Here is a 17,534-nt window from a genome sequence, read left to right on the forward strand (position 1 = left end):
AAACTCCTTATGATGCTTTTGCTAGTTTTAAACGTTGTGGTCGGATAATGGTGAAGTAGGCGGCTACCCAAGTGCCGAGAATCATCAATGGCAATGATACCCAACCTTGCCAGGAGAAAAAGGCTGTTTCGACTAAGCCATTACCGATAGAACAGCCCCCCGCAAGGGTTGCGCCAATACCCATAAGAATACCGCCGAGTCCGCTGCGTAGAATCGTGGTGGCATCCGGTACGCGGACACGAAATTCATTGCTTGCTTTCGCGCCGATGAATGAGCCGATAAAAATCCCTAAAACTAAGAATACGCCCCAGTTAATAAATTTACCGTCGCCAGTAACGAGGAATTGCATGATATTGGCAGATGGACCAGTGATCCCAAGTCCAAACTCACGGCCAGTAGCGACACTGAGTGGCCAAGCCGCAAGTGCGATTAATCCGATTAATACGGCAGAGAAAAATGGATGCCAGCGTTTTTCAAATAATAAGTGAGGAAGCCCCGTTTTCTTTGGTTTTAATGCCGCGACTTTTACGCTTGGTTTGCTTAGGTGTTTGTACACATAGAAAGCCGTCACTAAAGTTAATAATGCGACTAACCACCAAGGTGAAATACCGAATGTATCGTAAATATTGCGTTGTTCAATATTGATACTGCGTAAGGTTTTATTGAATTCCCCTAATGGGCCAGTACGCATGATGGCACTTAACAACATATAAGTGAATAACGCGACCCAACTGCCGACTAAGCCTTCCGCAGCACGGTACCATGTACCTGTCGCACAACCGCCAGCAAGAACAATGCCGATACCAAACACAAAGGCACCGATAATCACGGCTAAAAAGGCAAAATTTTCAGCTGGATCAATATTTAATACCCCGATTTCCTTTAACAGGAAAAAACCAATAGATTGTACGGTAATCGCCAATAAAAGGGCTACAAACATTTTGTTATTTTTGGTGACATACATATCTCGAAATGTGCCAGTAATACAAAAGCGCCCACGCTGCATGACAAATCCGAGTAAAATTCCGCAAAGTAATCCGGTTAAAAGCATAAATATTCCTCTCTTTTAGAACTAAGTAGGTTGGTATTTTCTAAAAAAATAAGAAGGTAGCGCCAATAACTTTTAGCTAGAAAATATGTTTTTTTGATATAAAAAAGTGCGGTCAAAAATTGAGTATTTTCTGACTGCACTTTGTCGTAAGTATCTTAGTGTTAAGGGCAGGGTTTACTCACCATAATTTCAATAACCTGTCTGTCTATATGTTGCATGCTTTTTGATGCAATAGCACAGAGATTATCAATGGTTCGATCAAGATCATGTTCGACAATCCCTTCATTGCCTGTAACATGAGTTTCATCTATTGCCATGAGAACTGATTTATAGCCTGAAGCCACGCTGGTGGAGACTTTCATTGCACAGCTATTGGATGCACCATCGCAGATGATTCCGCTGATGTCACCAATCATACTACAAATCCCCATGCTCACGGTTTCAAATTTCCCTGTAAGCAAATAGGCGATACCTGCACAGCTTCCCATTGATGCGGTTGTTACTGCGCAAAGGGCAGAGAGTTTGGGTAATTTACTGTGGATATAAATGGCCATTAAATGTGATAAGAAGAGCGCACGGAGACGTTTTTCTTCACTCACGTTTAAATAATCGGCGACTACAACTACTGGCATAGTAGCGGCAATTCCTTGGTTACCTGAACCAGAATTGCTCATTGCTGGCAATGTGGCTCCACCCATACGGGCATCGGAGGCTGCGGTGGTTTCGATTATAATTTTGCTGAGTAAATCATCTGACATTAAGCCACTACCAACTTGTTTGCGTAGCGTTCTGCCAATGTGTAAGCCGTAATTTTCACGTAATCCTTCGTTAGATAGCGCTCGATTGAGTGTGGCGGCTTGTCCGATAAAGTGGATTTTATCGAGCTCAACTTCACAAGAAAATTCAAAAATTTCACGTGCGCTCACCTGCTTGAAAATATCATAAGGATCACAATCAGCGCATTCATCGTGCTCTTTCTCAAAAATGATCTCGCCATTTTTTTCAATCAAAATGATGTTAGTGTGTTGATCTTGAATCGCTACTTTCACTCGGTCATTATCCGCAAACAACACAGCTTCCGAATATAAAATATGCTCGGTTTGATGAATATCCACATTAACGAGTTTTTTATCAAGCATCGCCTTGGCTTGAGAAACTTGCTCTGGTGTGATGTGTTTTAATACTTCCAACTCACCCTCAGGATCACCGCCTAAAGCACCAATCGCCGCGGCAATAGGTAAGCCCACCATGCCCGTTCCCGGTACTGCAACACCCAATCCATTTTTCATTAAGTTTGGTGACACCTTGGCTTCAATACGCTCTGGTGTTTTGCCTAAATATTTAGCCGCCGTTGCAGATGCAAGTGCTAGAGAAATTGGCTCTGTACATCCAAGTGCAGGAACCACATCGCGTTCTACAATTTGAATTAATGGTTTTTCGATTTCGTTGAGTCTTTCTTGATTCATAAAATTCTTTTTAAATACTGTCTTCTTTCTCTATGACTAATATGCGCGCTTCACCTTGTGGATGAGCAACATGTTCGGTACCGGTACTCGCATAAAAAATATCACCCGTATGGAGCAATACGGCTTTCTCTAGGCCCTCTTCTTTGTAGCGCATTTCCACCGTACCATCCATCACCGCAAAGACTTCTTCACCGTCATTGATATGCCATTTGTAAGGTTTATCTGTCCAGTGTAGACGCACCGAAATACCATTCATATTGGTAATATCGAGGGCTCCCCAAGCACGTTCTGCCGTAAAGTGGCGACTTTGAATAACTTTATTCATGGCTAAATTCCTTAGTGCGCTTCATCCCAATTTTGTCCAACACCCACTTCCACAATCAACGGAACAACTAATTTCGCAGCGGCTTCCATGTGTTGTTTAATTTGCTCACGGAAAAATTCTACTTTTTCTGACCGCACTTCAAACACTAATTCATCATGTACTTGCATAATCATTTCAATATCTGGATCGTGACGGATTACCTCATCAAGTTTAATCATCGCTCGTTTAATAATATCCGCAGCTGTGCCTTGCATCGGTGCATTAATTGCTACACGTTCAGCCCCTTTACGACGCATTGCATTGCTAGAATTAATATCAGGTAAATATAAACGGCGACCAAATAACGTTTCCACATAGCCTTGTGATTTCGCTTTTTCACGGATATCGGTCATAAATTGCTGTACGCCGGGGTAGCGTTGGAAATATAAATCCATGTATTTTTGTGCATCTGGACGGGAAATACCCAGTTGACGTGAAAGTCCAAAGGCAGACATTCCATAAATTAAGCCGAAATTAATCGCTTTAGCATTGCGACGTTGTTCACTGGTGACTTCATCTAATGACACGCCAAAGATTTCAGCTGCCGTGGATCGGTGAATATCCTTGCCTTGAGAGAAGGCGTTAATTAAACCTTGATCGACAGAAAGATTCGCCATAATGCGTAACTCAATTTGAGAATAGTCAGCGGCGACAATAGAATAACCCTCACGCGCGATAAATGCTTGTCGAATACGACGACCTTCTTCATTTCGAATTGGAATATTTTGTAGGTTTGGATCGCTAGATGATAAACGTCCTGTCGCTGTGACCGCTTGATGATAAGAGGTATGCACTCTGCCTGTTTGTGAATTGACCATTTGAGGCAGTTTATCCGTGTAAGTGGATTTAAGTTTACTCAAGCCACGATGTTCAACCAAAATTTTTGGTAATTCGTGGCTATAGGCTAATTCTTCCAATACTTCTTCATTCGTTGATGGCGCACCTTTTGGCGTTTTTTGTAAAACAGGTAGCCCAAGTTTATCGAACAAAATTTCTTGTAATTGTTTGGTGGAGGCCAAATTAAATGGCTGACCCGCTAATGCGTAAGCTTGTTCCTCAAGTGCGGTTAATCTTGTGGCAATTTCGTTAGATTGGATAAAAAGGGCATCACTATCAATCAAAACGCCTGTACGTTCCATACGAGAAAGCACATGAAGTAATGGTAATTCCATTGTTTTATACAATTCAACAAGCGTTGGTTCTTCTTGCAGTTTCAACCACAGCGCTTGTTGTAATTTCATTGTCACATCAGCATCTTCCGCCGCGTATTCTGTGGCTTGTTCTAATGGAATTTGATTAAACGTAAGCTGACTTTTCCCTTTTCCTGCAATGCTTTCAAATGCGATAGTTTCATGCCCTAAATAACGTTTAGCTAAATCGTCCATATTATGACGACCAGTACTATTTAGCGTATAAGAAAGCAACATCGTATCAAATTCAACACCTTGTAATTCAATGCCATGACGGGCAAAAATGCTTTCATCAAATTTAATATTTTGTCCAATTTTGTGAATGTCAGGATTTTCTAAGATTGGTTTGATAGCGGCAAGTGCGGTCGATTTTTCGAGTGTTTTTGGTGCATCCAAATAATATAATTGCAATGGTAAATAAGCGGCTTCGCCATTTTCAAGAGCAAAAGAGATACCTACTAAATTCGCAGACATATAATCAAGACTGTCTGTTTCAGTATCCACTGCAATGAGTTTTGCTGCATTGAGTTTTTCAATCCAGCGGGTTAAATCCGCTTGAGTGAGCAAGGTTTCATATTTTGTACGATCGATTTGAATTTTAGGCGTATTTTCCACCGCACTATTTCCCACTGAGTTTTGAGCTGATGGGGTCGCCTGATACTGGTTTATTTTTACAGGCTGTTCAGTGGTTTGGGTAATAGAATCAGCACCATTCATCACTTCATTAAGCCAGCGTTTAAATTCGTAGCGAGCAAAATATTCGATGAGTTGATCGTTTTGGCTTTCTCCAAGCAACAATTCATCTGTTGTCACGTTAAGTTCAACATCCGTTTTGATGGTTGCTAATGTATAAGAAAGATCGGCATTAGGTTTTTCAGCCAATAATTTTTCACCTAGTTTTTTTGCACCACGAATTGGCAATTCCGCTACTTTTTCAAGATTGGCATAAATTTCAGCCATACTTCCGATGCCTTGTAGTAAACCAAGCGCAGTTTTTTCGCCCACGCCAGCAACGCCGGGAATGTTATCTGCACTATCGCCCATGAGTGCTAGATAATCAATGATGAGTTCAGGGGGAATGCCGTATTTTTCAATCACACCCTCGCGATCCAATAAGCTATTATTCATGGTGTTGATAAGCATAATATTGTCATCAACTAACTGTGCCATATCTTTATCGCCAGTACTAATGAGCACTTTTTTACCCAAACGAGATGCTTGTAGTGCGAGCGTGCCGATCACATCATCCGCCTCAACACCTTCCACCACTAAAAGCGGAATCCCCAGTGCACGAATCATATCGTGCAAAGGCTGAATTTGTTTGCGTAAATCATCAGGCATTGGTGGGCGGTGAGATTTATACTGTTCAAACATTTCATCACGAAATGTTTTCCCTTTTGCATCAAAAACAACGGCTATATGAGAGGGCTGTACTTGTGAGATGAGGCTTTTTAACATATTTAATACGCCGTACATTGCACCAGTTGGCTCACCTGCGGCATTAGTTAAAGGAGGAAAGGCATGAAATGCACGATATAAATAAGAAGAACCATCCACTAGCACAAGCGGATTTGTTGCAATTTGGGCCATAAAAATCTCGTTTTAAACTGAAAAATGCGGGCATTATAGCGTAATTTATGGTGATGAGCGAACGGTCGATTCAATGTAAAATTTGTGACGAACGTTTTTTGCTATGGCATAATATCACTCACTCAAATATTTAATTTAAGGAAATCAAATGTCGTTAAAATTGGTCGAAATTTTAGTTTTGGGTCAAGTCTTGCGTTTAAATGTGCCCGTTGAGCAAGAAGAATTATTGCGCCAAGCTGCCCGTAATTTAGATATATTGGTTTCTGAAATGAAAGAAAAGACAGGCCTTATTCAGCTTGATCGTGTGCTTTCTATTGTGGCGCTTAATTTGAGTTTTGAATTAACACAAGAAAAGAATAAAACACTACAAATAGAAGATGTGTTGAGAACGAAAATCCAGCAATTGGATCATTCTTTAGGAAGTGTTCGAGTATTAAAAGAATAAAATCAGTGATTAATTGTGATTTAAATGTGGCTGAAAGTTTAATGATTTTCAGCCATTTTTTATAGCGTTAGACACGCTTGTATAGTCCATTTTCATTCAAAATTAAATCTTGCAATTCAAGATCGAGCAACTGAACAAGTAAAATATCGACACTTAAATTAAATTCTTCAGCGAGATCATCAATGCTCACAGGCGTGTAACCGATACGCGAGTAAAGTTTAGGGTGGCTTGGTGCTTCCATCAATCGGCGAGGATCGGGGGGTGGCGTGTAATTAGGCACTGCGATCTGGTCAAAATCGATTTCAGTTTGGCTATGGATAGAATGTTGGTAGAGGGTTTCCAAAATATCCTTTGCATTTTCCACCAACATTGCGCCTTGTTTAATGAGACGATTACAACCTTGGCTAAATTCACTTTGAATATTGCCTGGCACAGCAAAAACCTCTCGGTTTTGTTCCAATGCATACCGAGCGGTAATCAGAGAGCCGCTTTTTTCTGTAGCTTCAATCACTAATGTTCCGACCGAAAGCCCACTAATAATCCTATTACGACGAGGAAAATTTGTCGCAATTGGTGCTTGGTTTGGCAAAAACTCAGAAACTAATGTACCGTTGTTTTGTAAAATAAGTTCTGAAAGTTTGCGGTGTTTTACGGGATAAATTTGTTCTAATCCGCTTCCTAAAACTGCAATGGTTTGTCCTTGAATATCAATAACTGCTTGATGGCAATGCCCATCTATTCCCAATGCCAGCCCACTGGTAATCGTAAAGCCAGCCAATGAAAGTTCCGTAGCAAAATATTTACCCCAATATTCACCATAAGCCGTGCAGTAGCGACTTCCCACCATCGCAATTTGACGTTGTGAAAGTGCGGTCAAATTTCCTTTTACAAATAATAGAGGAGGAAAGCTTGCTATCTGTTTCAATAGAAAGGGGTAAAAAGGGGAAAAATAATTCACCAAATGATTCCCCTCTTTTTGTGACCACTCTAGCGCTGGCTCAATAAATTTTGCTTCAGGCTTGAACCAACGACGAATTTGAATGGCGCCCCATCCCATTTGTCGGAAAGCAACATCATCATAATTGAGCAACTCATCTAGCGTAATATTGGATAAAATTTTATCAATGCCCACTCCGCCAAGTTTAGGGACTTGCATTAGGCGGAGTAGCGTGTAAGTAATATCGTGCATGCTTTTTCCTTTTTGATTTGAAAATTTAGTATGGAAAAAACGAGTGAAAGAAACGATTAACTTGAAAGTATTTTGCGATGCAGATCGCAAAAATTCTTTTTGATGAGTAAAAAATTGCAAAATTTTTCTTATTTTGAAAATGTAAAAAATTCAATAATAAAAATTTGCTGAATGCAATAAACTTGGTTGAAAATTCTTTTTATTTTAAATTTATTGGTTAAATGTATGTTTTATCTTGTATTTTAATGATTTTTTTTGATATAAAACGCTAAAAAATAGTTTGACAGCCAGTTTTTTATTTGTAATATGAAAAGCGTTTTACACAGAAGGATTTTTATTTATGTCTCGTATTGTTTCTTTATCTCTCAACCTGCTACTCTCACATTTTGTGTGCGGCTAAGTTGTGGATGAAAAACAGTCAGATGTAAATACCCAATTTTAAACCCGCACTTTATAAGTTGCGGGTTTTTTGTCTAAAAAATACAGGAAAATGTACCGCACTTTCGGAGTGATTTAAGAAGGATATAAATTATGACAGATCGCGTTATTATTTTTGATACCACATTGCGTGATGGGGAACAGGCATTAAAAGCAAGTTTGACGGTAAAAGAGAAATTACAGATTGCTTTAGCACTTGAACGTTTAGGCGTGGATGTAATGGAAGTGGGGTTCCCCGTTTCTTCTCAAGGAGATTTTGAGTCTGTTCAAACCATTGCGCGTCATATCAAAAACTCTCGTGTTGCCGCATTATCTCGAGCCGTAGATAAAGACATTGATGCAGCATACGAGGCATTGAAAGTCGCTGAGGCATTCCGTATTCATACTTTTATTGCAAGTTCCGCATTGCATGTTGAAGCGAAATTAAAACGTTCTTTTGATGATGTGGTAGGAATGGCTGTTGCAGCAGTGAAACGTGCACGTAATTATACGGATGATGTTGAGTTCTCTTGCGAAGATGCCGGCCGTACAGGTATTGATAATATCTGTCGCATTGTTGAAGCTGCAATTAATGCGGGTGCGACCACCGTAAACATTCCAGATACCGTCGGTTTCTGCTTACCAAACGAATACGGCAATATCATTGCTCAAGTACGCAACCGCGTGCCAAATATCGACAAAGCTGTGATTTCTGTGCACTGCCACAATGACTTAGGTATGGCAACAGCCAACTCCTTAACTGCAGTACAAAATGGTGCTCGCCAAATTGAATGTACTATCAACGGTATTGGCGAGCGCGCAGGCAATACCGCTTTGGAAGAAGTTGTGATGGCAATGAAAGTTCGCCAAGAATTTATGGGCGTAGATACTCGTATCAATACTCAAGAAATTCACCGTGTTAGTCAAATGGTTAGCCAACTTTGCAATATGCCGATTCAACCGAATAAAGCCATTGTAGGATCAAATGCTTTTGCTCATTCTTCTGGCATCCATCAAGATGGTATGTTGAAAAACAAAAATACCTACGAAATCATGTCTCCAGAAACTATCGGTTTGAAAAAAGAAAAATTGAATTTAACCGCACGTTCTGGTCGCGCAGCGGTAAAAGGTCATATGACGGATATGGGCTATAACGAACAAGATTATGATTTGGATAAATTGTATGATGCTTTCTTAAAATTAGCGGATAAAAAAGGTCAGGTATTCGATTATGACTTAGAAGCATTGGCGTTCATCGATATGCAACAAGGCGATGAAGATCGTTTGGTATTAGATAAACTTTCAGCGCATTCAACGAAAGAATATCCAGCAACCGCTTTTGTTCAAGTGGAATTAGATGGCAATAAATTAAGTACTTCGTCAATTGGAGGTAACGGGCCGGTCGATGCGGTTTACAACGCCATCTTAAATTTAACTGGCTTAGAAATCAAAATGTCCCACTATAACTTAACCGCCAAAGGCGAAGGTGCTGAAGCGTTAGGTCAGGTGGATATCGTGATTGAACACGAAGGCCGTAAATTCCATGGCGTTGGTTTAGCAACAGACATCGTTGAATCTTCCGCACTTGCTTTAGTTCATGCAATTAATGCCATTTATCGTGCACATAAAGTGGCAGACATTAAAAGCCACAAACATCATTAACCTAATTCCCCTCTTTAGCAAAGAGGGGAGAAAATATGAAAAAATTAACCGCACTTTAGTGTGAAAGAAAAAGGAAAAATAATATGCAATCATACAACATCGCAGTTCTACCAGGGGACGGTATCGGTCCGGAAGTAATGGCTGAAGCCATTAAAGTATTAAACAAAGTCCAAGAAAAATTCGGTTTTAAACTTAACTTTAAGGAGTTTTTTGTTGGGGGAGCGGCCATTGATCATTGTGGTTGTCCATTACCAGCAGAAACTTTACAAGGCTGTGATGAAGCGGATGCGATTTTGTTTGGTTCTGTGGGTGGCCCTAAATGGACAAATTTACCACCAGATCAACAACCGGAACGTGGTGCATTATTACCATTGCGTAAACATTTCAAATTATTCTGCAATCTTCGTCCTGCAACTCTTTATAAAGGATTAGAAAAATTTTGCCCATTACGTGCAGATATTGCCGCAAAAGGTTTTGATATGGTAGTGGTTCGCGAATTAACAGGCGGAATTTATTTCGGTCAGCCTAAAGGCCGTGAAGGTGAAGGTGCACAAACTAAAGCATTCGATACTGAAGTTTATTACAAATATGAAATCGAACGCATTGCACGAGCGGCTTTTGATGCGGCAATGAAACGTCGTAAACACGTCACTTCTGTGGATAAAGCTAACGTATTACAAGCTTCAATCTTATGGCGAGAAACCGTCACTGAAGTGGCGAAAGACTACCCTGAAGTCACCTTAGATCACATTTATATCGACAATGCGACCATGCAATTAATCAAAGCACCTGAGTCTTTCGATGTGCTACTCTGTTCTAACATTTTCGGTGATATTATTTCTGATGAAGCGGCGATGATCACAGGTTCTATGGGGATGTTGCCATCTGCTAGCTTAAATGAAGAAGGTTTCGGCTTATATGAGCCAGCTGGCGGTTCAGCACCTGATATTGCAGGCAAAGGCATTGCTAACCCAATCGCACAAATTCTTTCTGCTGCAATGATGTTACGTTACAGTTTCAACTTAAATGAAGCAGCGGATGCCATTGAAAATGCGGTACAGCTAGTCTTAGCAAATGGTCACCGTACGGGTGATTTAGCCGATGATTCTGCGCCTGTTTTAACTGCGGAAATGGGCACATTGATTGCTGACGTAATCTAATAAAAAACAATGAAAGTGCGGTTCAAAAATACCTCGGATTTTAACCGCACTTACCCTAACAAAAGCCTCTAACGAATTGAGAAATATTATGGCAAAAACTCTTTACGAAAAATTATTTGATTCGCACATTGTGTATGAAGCAGAGGGCGAAACACCGATTTTGTATATTAACCGCCATTTGATCCATGAAGTGACTAGTCCGCAAGCCTTTGATGGTTTACGTGTTGCGGGGCGCCAAGTGCGCCAAGTGAATAAAACTTTTGGCACAATGGATCACAGCATTTCTACTCAAGTACGTGATGTGAACAAACTTGAAGGACAAGCGAAAATCCAAGTGTTAGAACTTGATAAAAATACCAAAGCGACGGGTATCAAATTATTTGATATGACAACGAAAGAGCAGGGAATCGTACATGTGATGGGGCCTGAACAAGGCTTAACCTTACCAGGCATGACTATCGTTTGTGGTGACTCTCATACCGCTACCCACGGTGCATTCGGTGCCTTGGCATTTGGTATTGGTACCTCCGAAGTAGAACACGTGTTAGCGACACAAACCTTAAAACAAGCCCGTGCAAAAAGTATGAAAATTGAAGTACGTGGCAAAGTGGCGCCAGGCATTACCGCAAAAGATATTATTCTTGCCATTATCGGTAAAACCACCATGGCGGGCGGTACAGGCCATGTGGTGGAATTTTGCGGTGAAGCCATTCGTGATCTTTCCATGGAAGGCCGTATGACCGTTTGTAATATGGCGATTGAAATGGGCGCGAAAGCTGGCTTAATCGCACCAGATGAAACTACATTTGAATATTTAAAAGATCGTCCACATGCACCAAAAGGTAAAGATTGGGATGATGCCGTTGTTTATTGGAAAACCTTAAAATCTGACGATGATGCACAATTTGACACCGTGGTAACACTAGAAGCAAAAGACATCGCACCACAAGTCACTTGGGGGACAAACCCAGGGCAGGTAATTTCTGTGAATGAAACCATACCAAATCCGCAAGAAATGGCAGATCCTGTACAACGTGCTTCGGCGGAAAAAGCCTTACATTATATTGGCTTAGAAGCTGGCACTGATTTAAAGGAGGTTAAAATCGATCAAGTATTTATTGGATCTTGCACCAACTCGCGCATTGAAGATTTACGCGCAGCAGCGGCAGTGATGAAAGGTCGTAAAAAAGCCGACAATGTAAAACGGATTTTAGTGGTACCAGGTTCCGGTTTAGTGAAAGAACAAGCAGAAAAAGAAGGCTTGGATAAAATCTTTATTGAGGCAGGTGCTGAATGGCGTAATCCAGGCTGCTCAATGTGTTTAGGGATGAACGATGACCGTTTAGGTGAATGGGAACGTTGTGCTTCCACTTCAAACCGTAACTTTGAAGGTCGCCAAGGCCGTAATGGTCGGACTCACTTGGTGAGTCCTGCTATGGCAGCAGCTGCGGGAATGTTTGGTAAATTCGTTGATATTCGTGATGTAACATTAAACTAAGGAGCAGAAAATGGCAGGATTTAAACAACTTTCAGGCTTAGTAGTGCCATTGGATGCGGCAAACGTGGACACGGATGCGATTATTCCAAAACAATTCTTACAAGCGATTACCCGCGTAGGTTTCGGTAAACACTTATTCCATGAATGGCGTTATTTGGATGTGGAAGGCACCAAGCCAAATCCAGATTTCGTATTGAATTATCCACAATATCAAGGCGCGACCATTTTATTAGCGCGTAAAAACCTCGGCTGTGGTTCGTCTCGTGAACACGCACCTTGGGCATTAGCCGATTACGGTTTCAAAGTGATGATCGCACCAAGTTTTGCAGATATTTTCTACAACAACAGCTTAAATAACCATATGTTACCGATTCGTTTAAGCGAAGCAGAAGTAGAAGAAATCTTCCAATGGGTGTGGGCAAATGAAGGCAAACAAATCCATGTGGATTTGGAAGCCATGACCGTAACCGTAGGTGACAAAGTCTATCACTTTGAACTGGATGAATTCCGCCGTCATTGTTTATTAAACGGCTTGGATAATATCGGTTTAACCCTTCAACACGAAGACAAAATCGCAGAATACGAGAAAAACATCCCAGCGTTCTTGCGCTAAAAAAGATAAAAGTGCGGTGATTTTTCACCGCACTTAATCACTGAATTTAATTCAAAAAGAAAGCCCTGTAATACACAGGGCTTTGTCGTTTATAACGCTAATTCAAATAGGCGTATTAAAAACTAAAACTTAGTTTTACTTCAGCAGCTTTTTGTTTCTCTGCTTGTTTCGCTTTTGTTAATCCGCCAATTAAACTTAATTTTACATTATGGTATTTCAATTTAAGGCCAGCATTATATTGTTGTTGATTTTCAACGTTGTAAGAAAAATCATATCCATTTACATTAATTTTTCCGTTTCCTTGATTTACATCATATCGAGCAGATAAAATTGGTGTAATAGAAAACTCGCCTAAGTTATAGGTATAACTTAAATCAAGTTGAGCAAAGGTTGTTTTGACGGATATAGGGTTTACTTTAATGCGATCTTGACCTAATGCAAAATTAGAGCTTGATAAGTAGCTATAACGAATGCCTACACTTGGTTTAACTCCAAAATTCCCTATGTTAAATGCTTTACCAGCTATTAAGCCTATTTGTGTTGTATGACGATCAAATTTAGCATTATTATTGGTTTGTAGGTTGCTTTGGAACTTGCCGTAGCCTAAATCAATGCCCAAATACCAATGATTATCCGCATAATATTTAGAATAGAAATTAACTTGTGCTAGAGTAGTTTTACTTGTTGCCTCATCAAGGTTGTTACTATTTCGAACATAAGTCAATATACCGCCTAGTTGAATATTTTTCCTCACAGATTTATCTAAGCCTAATTGGCTTCTTACACTTTGAGAACTAAAACGACGATATTGGCTTGAGGAATAATTTTCGTTCATCGAAGAATTAGATACCCAAATGCTATATTGCCCCTCATTATTCATTTCTAGTTGATTAATATGTTGAGAAATCGCTTTTCCAACATTTAATGCAACAAATTGTGCTTTTGCCATTGAGTCAGAAAGTACAGCATTGGTATTTTTACTAATGAGATCGCGTTGTTCATTCTGAGGTAATTTTTCAGCTTTACGAACTTCTTCAGCTTTACGAACTTCTTCAGCTTTACGAACTTCTTCAGCTTTACGAACTTCTTCAGCTTTACGAGCTTCTTCAGCTTTACGAACTTCTTCAGCTTTACGAGCTTCTTCAGCTTTACGAGCTTCTTCAGCTTTACGAGCTTCTTCAGCTTTACGAGCTTCTTCAGCTTTACGAGCTTCTTCAGCTTTACGAGCTTCTTCAGCTTTACGAGCTTCTTCAGCTTTACGAGCTTCTTCAGCTTTACGAGCTTCTTCAGCTTTACGAGCTTCTTCAGCTTTACGAGCTTCTTCAGCTTTACGAGCTTCTTCAGCTTTACGAGCTTCTTCAGCTTTACGAGCTTCTTCAGTTTTACGAGCTTCTTCAGCTTTACGAGCTTCTTCAGCTTTACGAGCTTCTTCAGCTTTACGAGCTTCTTCAGCTTTACGAGCTTCTTCTGCTCTGCTAGCCTCTTCCGCTTGACGTGCGGCTTCGGCTAATGCTTGCGTGTCATCTTTTTTATAGGTGATCACATAAGCATTGGTACCATTTGGTTTAATTGAATCTACAATTAAGCCTGTAAAAGATTTTTGGTTCTTCGCAGTATTTTCATCAAATGAAGTTTTTAATACGACTGTTTCAGCTAAAATATTTCCGTTAGGATCTTTATAAGTAAGCATCACGAATTGAGGTGCTTCAATTTTAGTTGAGTTGCCAATTTCTGTACGACTAAAATTAGGATCGTTTTGGTTTGAACTAGCCGCATTTGGTGCCTCTGGCACAGGCGTATTTTGAGGTTCATCCGTTCGTTTAGCCAACTGTTTTGCTTTAATTTCTTCCTCAATTTTTGGATTATAAAGTCGCCATACTCCATCTTTTTCTTGAAGTGTATAACTGTAGGCACCTAAATCGACTTTTCCTCCATCTAGCGTTAAAGTTAAATTATTGCGCTGTGCTGTGGAAGCATTAAATAATTCCAACGCATCGTATTTTGGTTCACCTGTTTTATTGCGAACGTGAAGGGTAAATTGACCGCTTGCGGACTGATTTACCACGACCTTATCGCCTTGTTGGTGGCTTAAATCGGTGAAATAATAGAATCTCCCTTGTCCTGAAAGATTATTTACGGTTAATTGGTTGTAAGCCGTTGTGGTTTCTAGGGCATTATTAGCATTAAGATGAATATCCCCCCCATTCATTACTAATTGGTTAACTTGGCTATTCCCGGTTAAATGCCATTGACTATTTGGCTCAAAATGCACCGCACTTTGTTCTGCGCTGTGAATTGTACCGAATAGATTAGCTTTACCTAATGTAAACACAGAATTACCTGTTAAATTTATATCTCCGTGCATATTGGTAGGTGAAAAACTTTTGAATGCTTTATCAGATAATTTGTTGTTAGTACAAGTTACATAGCCTGTATAGTCAGAACGCACACAAACTGCATCGCCAGCTTTATAGCCAATATGCACTTGCGCATTATCTGAGGCTGTGACATTAGAAGTAATATTTGCAACATTGCGTCCTGAATAAAGGGTGGCATTGCCATTCACTTTCATTGAGGTTGCTTTAAAAGTGCGGTCAATCCAGTCATCTTCTACCACCACTTCATTATTTTCAGTAAAGTGTTGATCTTTTTCCGTTGAAGAAATATTAGCAATATCTCTTGCGTGTGGTGTTGGTCTGCCGGAAAGGAATAATGTACCTTTTTCAACTTTTAATTCACCGTTAAGGTTTGTTCCGCCTGTCAACAAAAAGCGATTTTGATTGGTTGTGCCATTGAAAGTGACATTTAGTTCACCATTTGCCTTTTTACCGACTTCTTCACCAAAATAACCACTAAAACCATTCATACGGTTATTGTTGATGTATTCCATGGCTTTCTTTTGGGCATCATTTTTAGAATTCCCCATAAATGCCCAATCAGAATTACTTGAATTATTACAAGGCATTTCAGATCTAGTACTACCACCATGTTTTAGAGCGTAATAGCTATAACATTTAGAATTAAAATATAGATCTTTACCTTCTGGTACAGGAGGATGAATAAAACGATAAGATTCATCCTCATCATCGTTGTCAATTTGAACATTATATATATAAATTTTACTTGGATCTGTAATTAATCTAGTTCCTGTTATCGTTATATTTGAGGCGTTGGTCATATTATGATTAACCACTCTTGCGCCATCATCAACATTACGTATATGTTCAAAAGTTAGATTGTTGCCATTGATATCTAATCGACCACCACGGAAACCAAAATAAATGTTATTAGGGTTAATTTGATTGGCACTATTTAGCACCACAGTAGAACGCCCACTCACAATTCCTACTTGTGAAAAAGCTTGTACTTTTCCGCTTGATGGCTGTTGATTTAAGATTACTACACCATCTCCTACTTTAAGCTCTCCTTGATTTTCTCCCGTGCCTTTAATTTCGAGCGTTCCTTTTCCTAATTTTGCCAGTTTGTCATCTTTCGGATTTTTGAGATGCCAAATAACTTTTTTGCCTTCTGCAATGTCAATCCCACCGCCTAACCAAGTTATGTCGTGTGTTTTTCCTTTAACGTCGTAGTTTCCTTTAAAGAATAAACCGCCGGCACCTTGATTGATATTATTTTCTAAAACAAGCGTGCTTTGATAGTTATTATTTCCTTCAAAAATTACATTCTGTCCAGTATTTTCGTTTTCTTCTTTCTGATAATTAACGAGTGGAGTGTTAGAATTTGGGAGTTTGACTAAAATTGTTTTTTGGGCATTTTTAATTGAACTTAAGTTATCACTAATAGTCCAGTGATACTCAGTTCTAGAGAAAGGAACATGTTCAGCGTTATCTTTTGCATGAATAGTATTAGCAAAGTCTTTTTTATAAATATTCCACTCCTGCCAAGATTTTTTCCCATAGCCTGCCCAATAAGTATAAGGCCCTATGAAGATCCATTTGTTTTGTTGTTTATCAAAAGCAAATAAAGGTGAACCACTATCGCCTAATACACCGTAGTTGGTTAGGGAATCTTGTGAGAGTAAAATTTTTGCATCAAGATTTGTTTTCTGACTATCACCAAAACCAATTAGTCCTTCTTTTGTTTCAACTTTATCAATATTTATTTCCTTGTAAGGTGTACCTCCGATAGCATAACGATATGCTTCAGCTAGAAACTCAATATCGTTACCGCTTTCAGTTTTTTTGTCAGCCACAGTACTATAAAATTTATTTTTTTCATAAATAAATTGTGTTCCTGCTCCAATTCTGACAAAGTGAGGATATTTTTCTTTATCTTTATAAGTATCTATCCCTCCACCTGCTAATGTTGGTGTTATTGGCTCAACCTCGGTTACAAATTTATTTAAACGAGGCATATTATAGTCATTAATACGTTTTTGATAATTCCAACTTTCATTTGGTTTATCATTATTTTGTGTTACCACACTATATTTATTTTCATTGTCAGAAACATCGCGGTGACCATTATAATGTCCAAAATAAAAGTCATTCATATATCCACTAGCGTGTTTTACGCTCACAATATATTGCGGATTCACTAATGTGCCAATGCGTTTATTCACATCCACTACACTAAAGTCAATCATCGGAATACCGTTAGGTAAGGCACTGCCTAAATCTTTATTATTTTTATCTTTTACCAGAACATTTATTGCACCCACAGAGAACGTTCCTTTATTTTCAGCAAAATCACGGAATATTTGATAATCAACATCGTTTCTAACTAACGCGGCTTCTGTATAAGGGGTTAGTGCATAGGCGACAGTTAGGGCAATAAAATTAAGTTTGAATTTTTTATTTAGCATGTTGGCTGTCCTTATAAATTGATTTTAAAAAGTAGATTTGACAGGACCAGTTTTATATACGGCT

At 39.4% G+C, this 17,534-nt stretch carries 11 protein-coding genes; 5 read left to right on the forward strand and 6 right to left on the reverse strand.

Going from position 1 to position 17,534, the window contains the following annotated elements; translation table 11 throughout:
• Positions 1-7 precede the first annotated feature (7 nt).
• From FE813_RS00085 to polA, 4 genes are all read right to left on the reverse strand, one after another.
• Positions 8-1,051, reverse strand: coding sequence for a YeeE/YedE family protein (locus tag FE813_RS00085; RefSeq protein ID WP_139988999.1), 1,044 nt, complete (start codon positions 1,049-1,051; stop codon positions 8-10).
• A gap of 161 nt (positions 1,052-1,212) precedes the next feature.
• Positions 1,213-2,517: an L-cysteine desulfidase family protein gene (locus FE813_RS00090; RefSeq protein WP_139989000.1), complete on the reverse strand. Its 1,305-nt coding sequence runs from the start codon at positions 2,515-2,517 to the stop codon at positions 1,213-1,215.
• A 10-nt stretch (positions 2,518-2,527) separates the two neighbouring features.
• Entirely contained in the window at positions 2,528-2,842 is a 315-nt protein-coding gene (locus tag FE813_RS00095; RefSeq protein WP_139989001.1) for a cupin domain-containing protein, read from the reverse strand.
• 11 nt (positions 2,843-2,853) lie between these two features.
• Positions 2,854-5,661, reverse strand: coding sequence for a DNA polymerase I (gene polA / locus FE813_RS00100; RefSeq protein WP_139989002.1), 2,808 nt, complete (start codon positions 5,659-5,661; stop codon positions 2,854-2,856).
• Positions 5,662-5,809: 148 nt separating this feature from the next.
• Between polA and FE813_RS00105 the strand changes: the two genes are divergently transcribed.
• Entirely contained in the window at positions 5,810-6,106 is a 297-nt protein-coding gene (locus FE813_RS00105) for a cell division protein ZapA (RefSeq protein WP_048954276.1), read from the forward strand.
• A 67-nt stretch (positions 6,107-6,173) separates the two neighbouring features.
• Here FE813_RS00105 and dprA read toward each other — a convergent pair whose 3' ends face one another.
• Complete coding sequence (gene dprA, locus FE813_RS00110) at positions 6,174-7,295, reverse strand: DNA-processing protein DprA (RefSeq protein WP_139989003.1); 1,122 nt, start codon at positions 7,293-7,295, stop codon at positions 6,174-6,176.
• A gap of 531 nt (positions 7,296-7,826) precedes the next feature.
• Between dprA and leuA the strand changes: the two genes are divergently transcribed.
• The 4 genes from leuA (at position 7,827) to leuD (ending at position 12,645) form a co-directional block, all read left to right on the forward strand.
• Positions 7,827-9,374: a 2-isopropylmalate synthase gene (leuA, locus tag FE813_RS00115; RefSeq protein ID WP_139989004.1), complete on the forward strand. Its 1,548-nt coding sequence runs from the start codon at positions 7,827-7,829 to the stop codon at positions 9,372-9,374.
• Between the two features lie 83 nt (positions 9,375-9,457).
• On the forward strand, positions 9,458-10,534 hold the full coding sequence (leuB, locus tag FE813_RS00120) for a 3-isopropylmalate dehydrogenase (protein WP_139989005.1): 1,077 nt from the start codon (positions 9,458-9,460) through the stop codon (positions 10,532-10,534).
• Between the two features lie 88 nt (positions 10,535-10,622).
• The gene (gene leuC / locus FE813_RS00125) at positions 10,623-12,032 is read left to right on the forward strand and encodes a 3-isopropylmalate dehydratase large subunit (protein WP_139989006.1); all 1,410 of its coding nucleotides are present in this window, start codon (positions 10,623-10,625) and stop codon (positions 12,030-12,032) included.
• A 10-nt stretch (positions 12,033-12,042) separates the two neighbouring features.
• Entirely contained in the window at positions 12,043-12,645 is a 603-nt protein-coding gene (gene leuD / locus FE813_RS00130; protein WP_139989007.1) for a 3-isopropylmalate dehydratase small subunit, read from the forward strand.
• A gap of 115 nt (positions 12,646-12,760) precedes the next feature.
• Here the strand turns inward: leuD and FE813_RS00135 are convergent, their stop codons facing one another.
• Positions 12,761-17,470 carry a S6 family peptidase gene (locus FE813_RS00135; RefSeq protein ID WP_139989008.1) on the reverse strand — a complete coding sequence of 1,570 codons (4,710 nt, stop codon included), beginning with the start codon at positions 17,468-17,470 and terminating at the stop codon, positions 12,761-12,763.
• Positions 17,471-17,534: the final 64 nt, after the last annotated feature.

It is taken from the genome of Haemophilus seminalis (assembly GCF_006384255.1).
GTDB classification, from domain to species: domain Bacteria; phylum Pseudomonadota; class Gammaproteobacteria; order Enterobacterales; family Pasteurellaceae; genus Haemophilus; species Haemophilus seminalis.

What these genes read in the sequence shown, in the direction of transcription:
- FE813_RS00085 (WP_139988999.1), bottom strand. Translation starts at nt 1,051, where the DNA reads ATGCTTTTAACCGGATTACTTTGCGGAATTTTACTCGGATTTGTCATG.
- FE813_RS00090 (WP_139989000.1), bottom strand. Translation starts at nt 2,517, where the DNA reads ATGAATCAAGAAAGACTCAACGAAATCGAAAAACCATTAATTCAAATT.
- FE813_RS00095 (WP_139989001.1), bottom strand. Translation starts at nt 2,842, where the DNA reads ATGAATAAAGTTATTCAAAGTCGCCACTTTACGGCAGAACGTGCTTGG.
- polA (WP_139989002.1), bottom strand. Translation starts at nt 5,661, where the DNA reads ATGGCCCAAATTGCAACAAATCCGCTTGTGCTAGTGGATGGTTCTTCT.
- FE813_RS00105 (WP_048954276.1), top strand. Translation starts at nt 5,810, where the DNA reads ATGTCGTTAAAATTGGTCGAAATTTTAGTTTTGGGTCAAGTCTTGCGT.
- dprA (WP_139989003.1), bottom strand. Translation starts at nt 7,295, where the DNA reads ATGCACGATATTACTTACACGCTACTCCGCCTAATGCAAGTCCCTAAA.
- leuA (WP_139989004.1), top strand. Translation starts at nt 7,827, where the DNA reads ATGACAGATCGCGTTATTATTTTTGATACCACATTGCGTGATGGGGAA.
- leuB (WP_139989005.1), top strand. Translation starts at nt 9,458, where the DNA reads ATGCAATCATACAACATCGCAGTTCTACCAGGGGACGGTATCGGTCCG.
- leuC (WP_139989006.1), top strand. Translation starts at nt 10,623, where the DNA reads ATGGCAAAAACTCTTTACGAAAAATTATTTGATTCGCACATTGTGTAT.
- leuD (WP_139989007.1), top strand. Translation starts at nt 12,043, where the DNA reads ATGGCAGGATTTAAACAACTTTCAGGCTTAGTAGTGCCATTGGATGCG.
- FE813_RS00135 (WP_139989008.1), bottom strand. Translation starts at nt 17,470, where the DNA reads ATGCTAAATAAAAAATTCAAACTTAATTTTATTGCCCTAACTGTCGCC.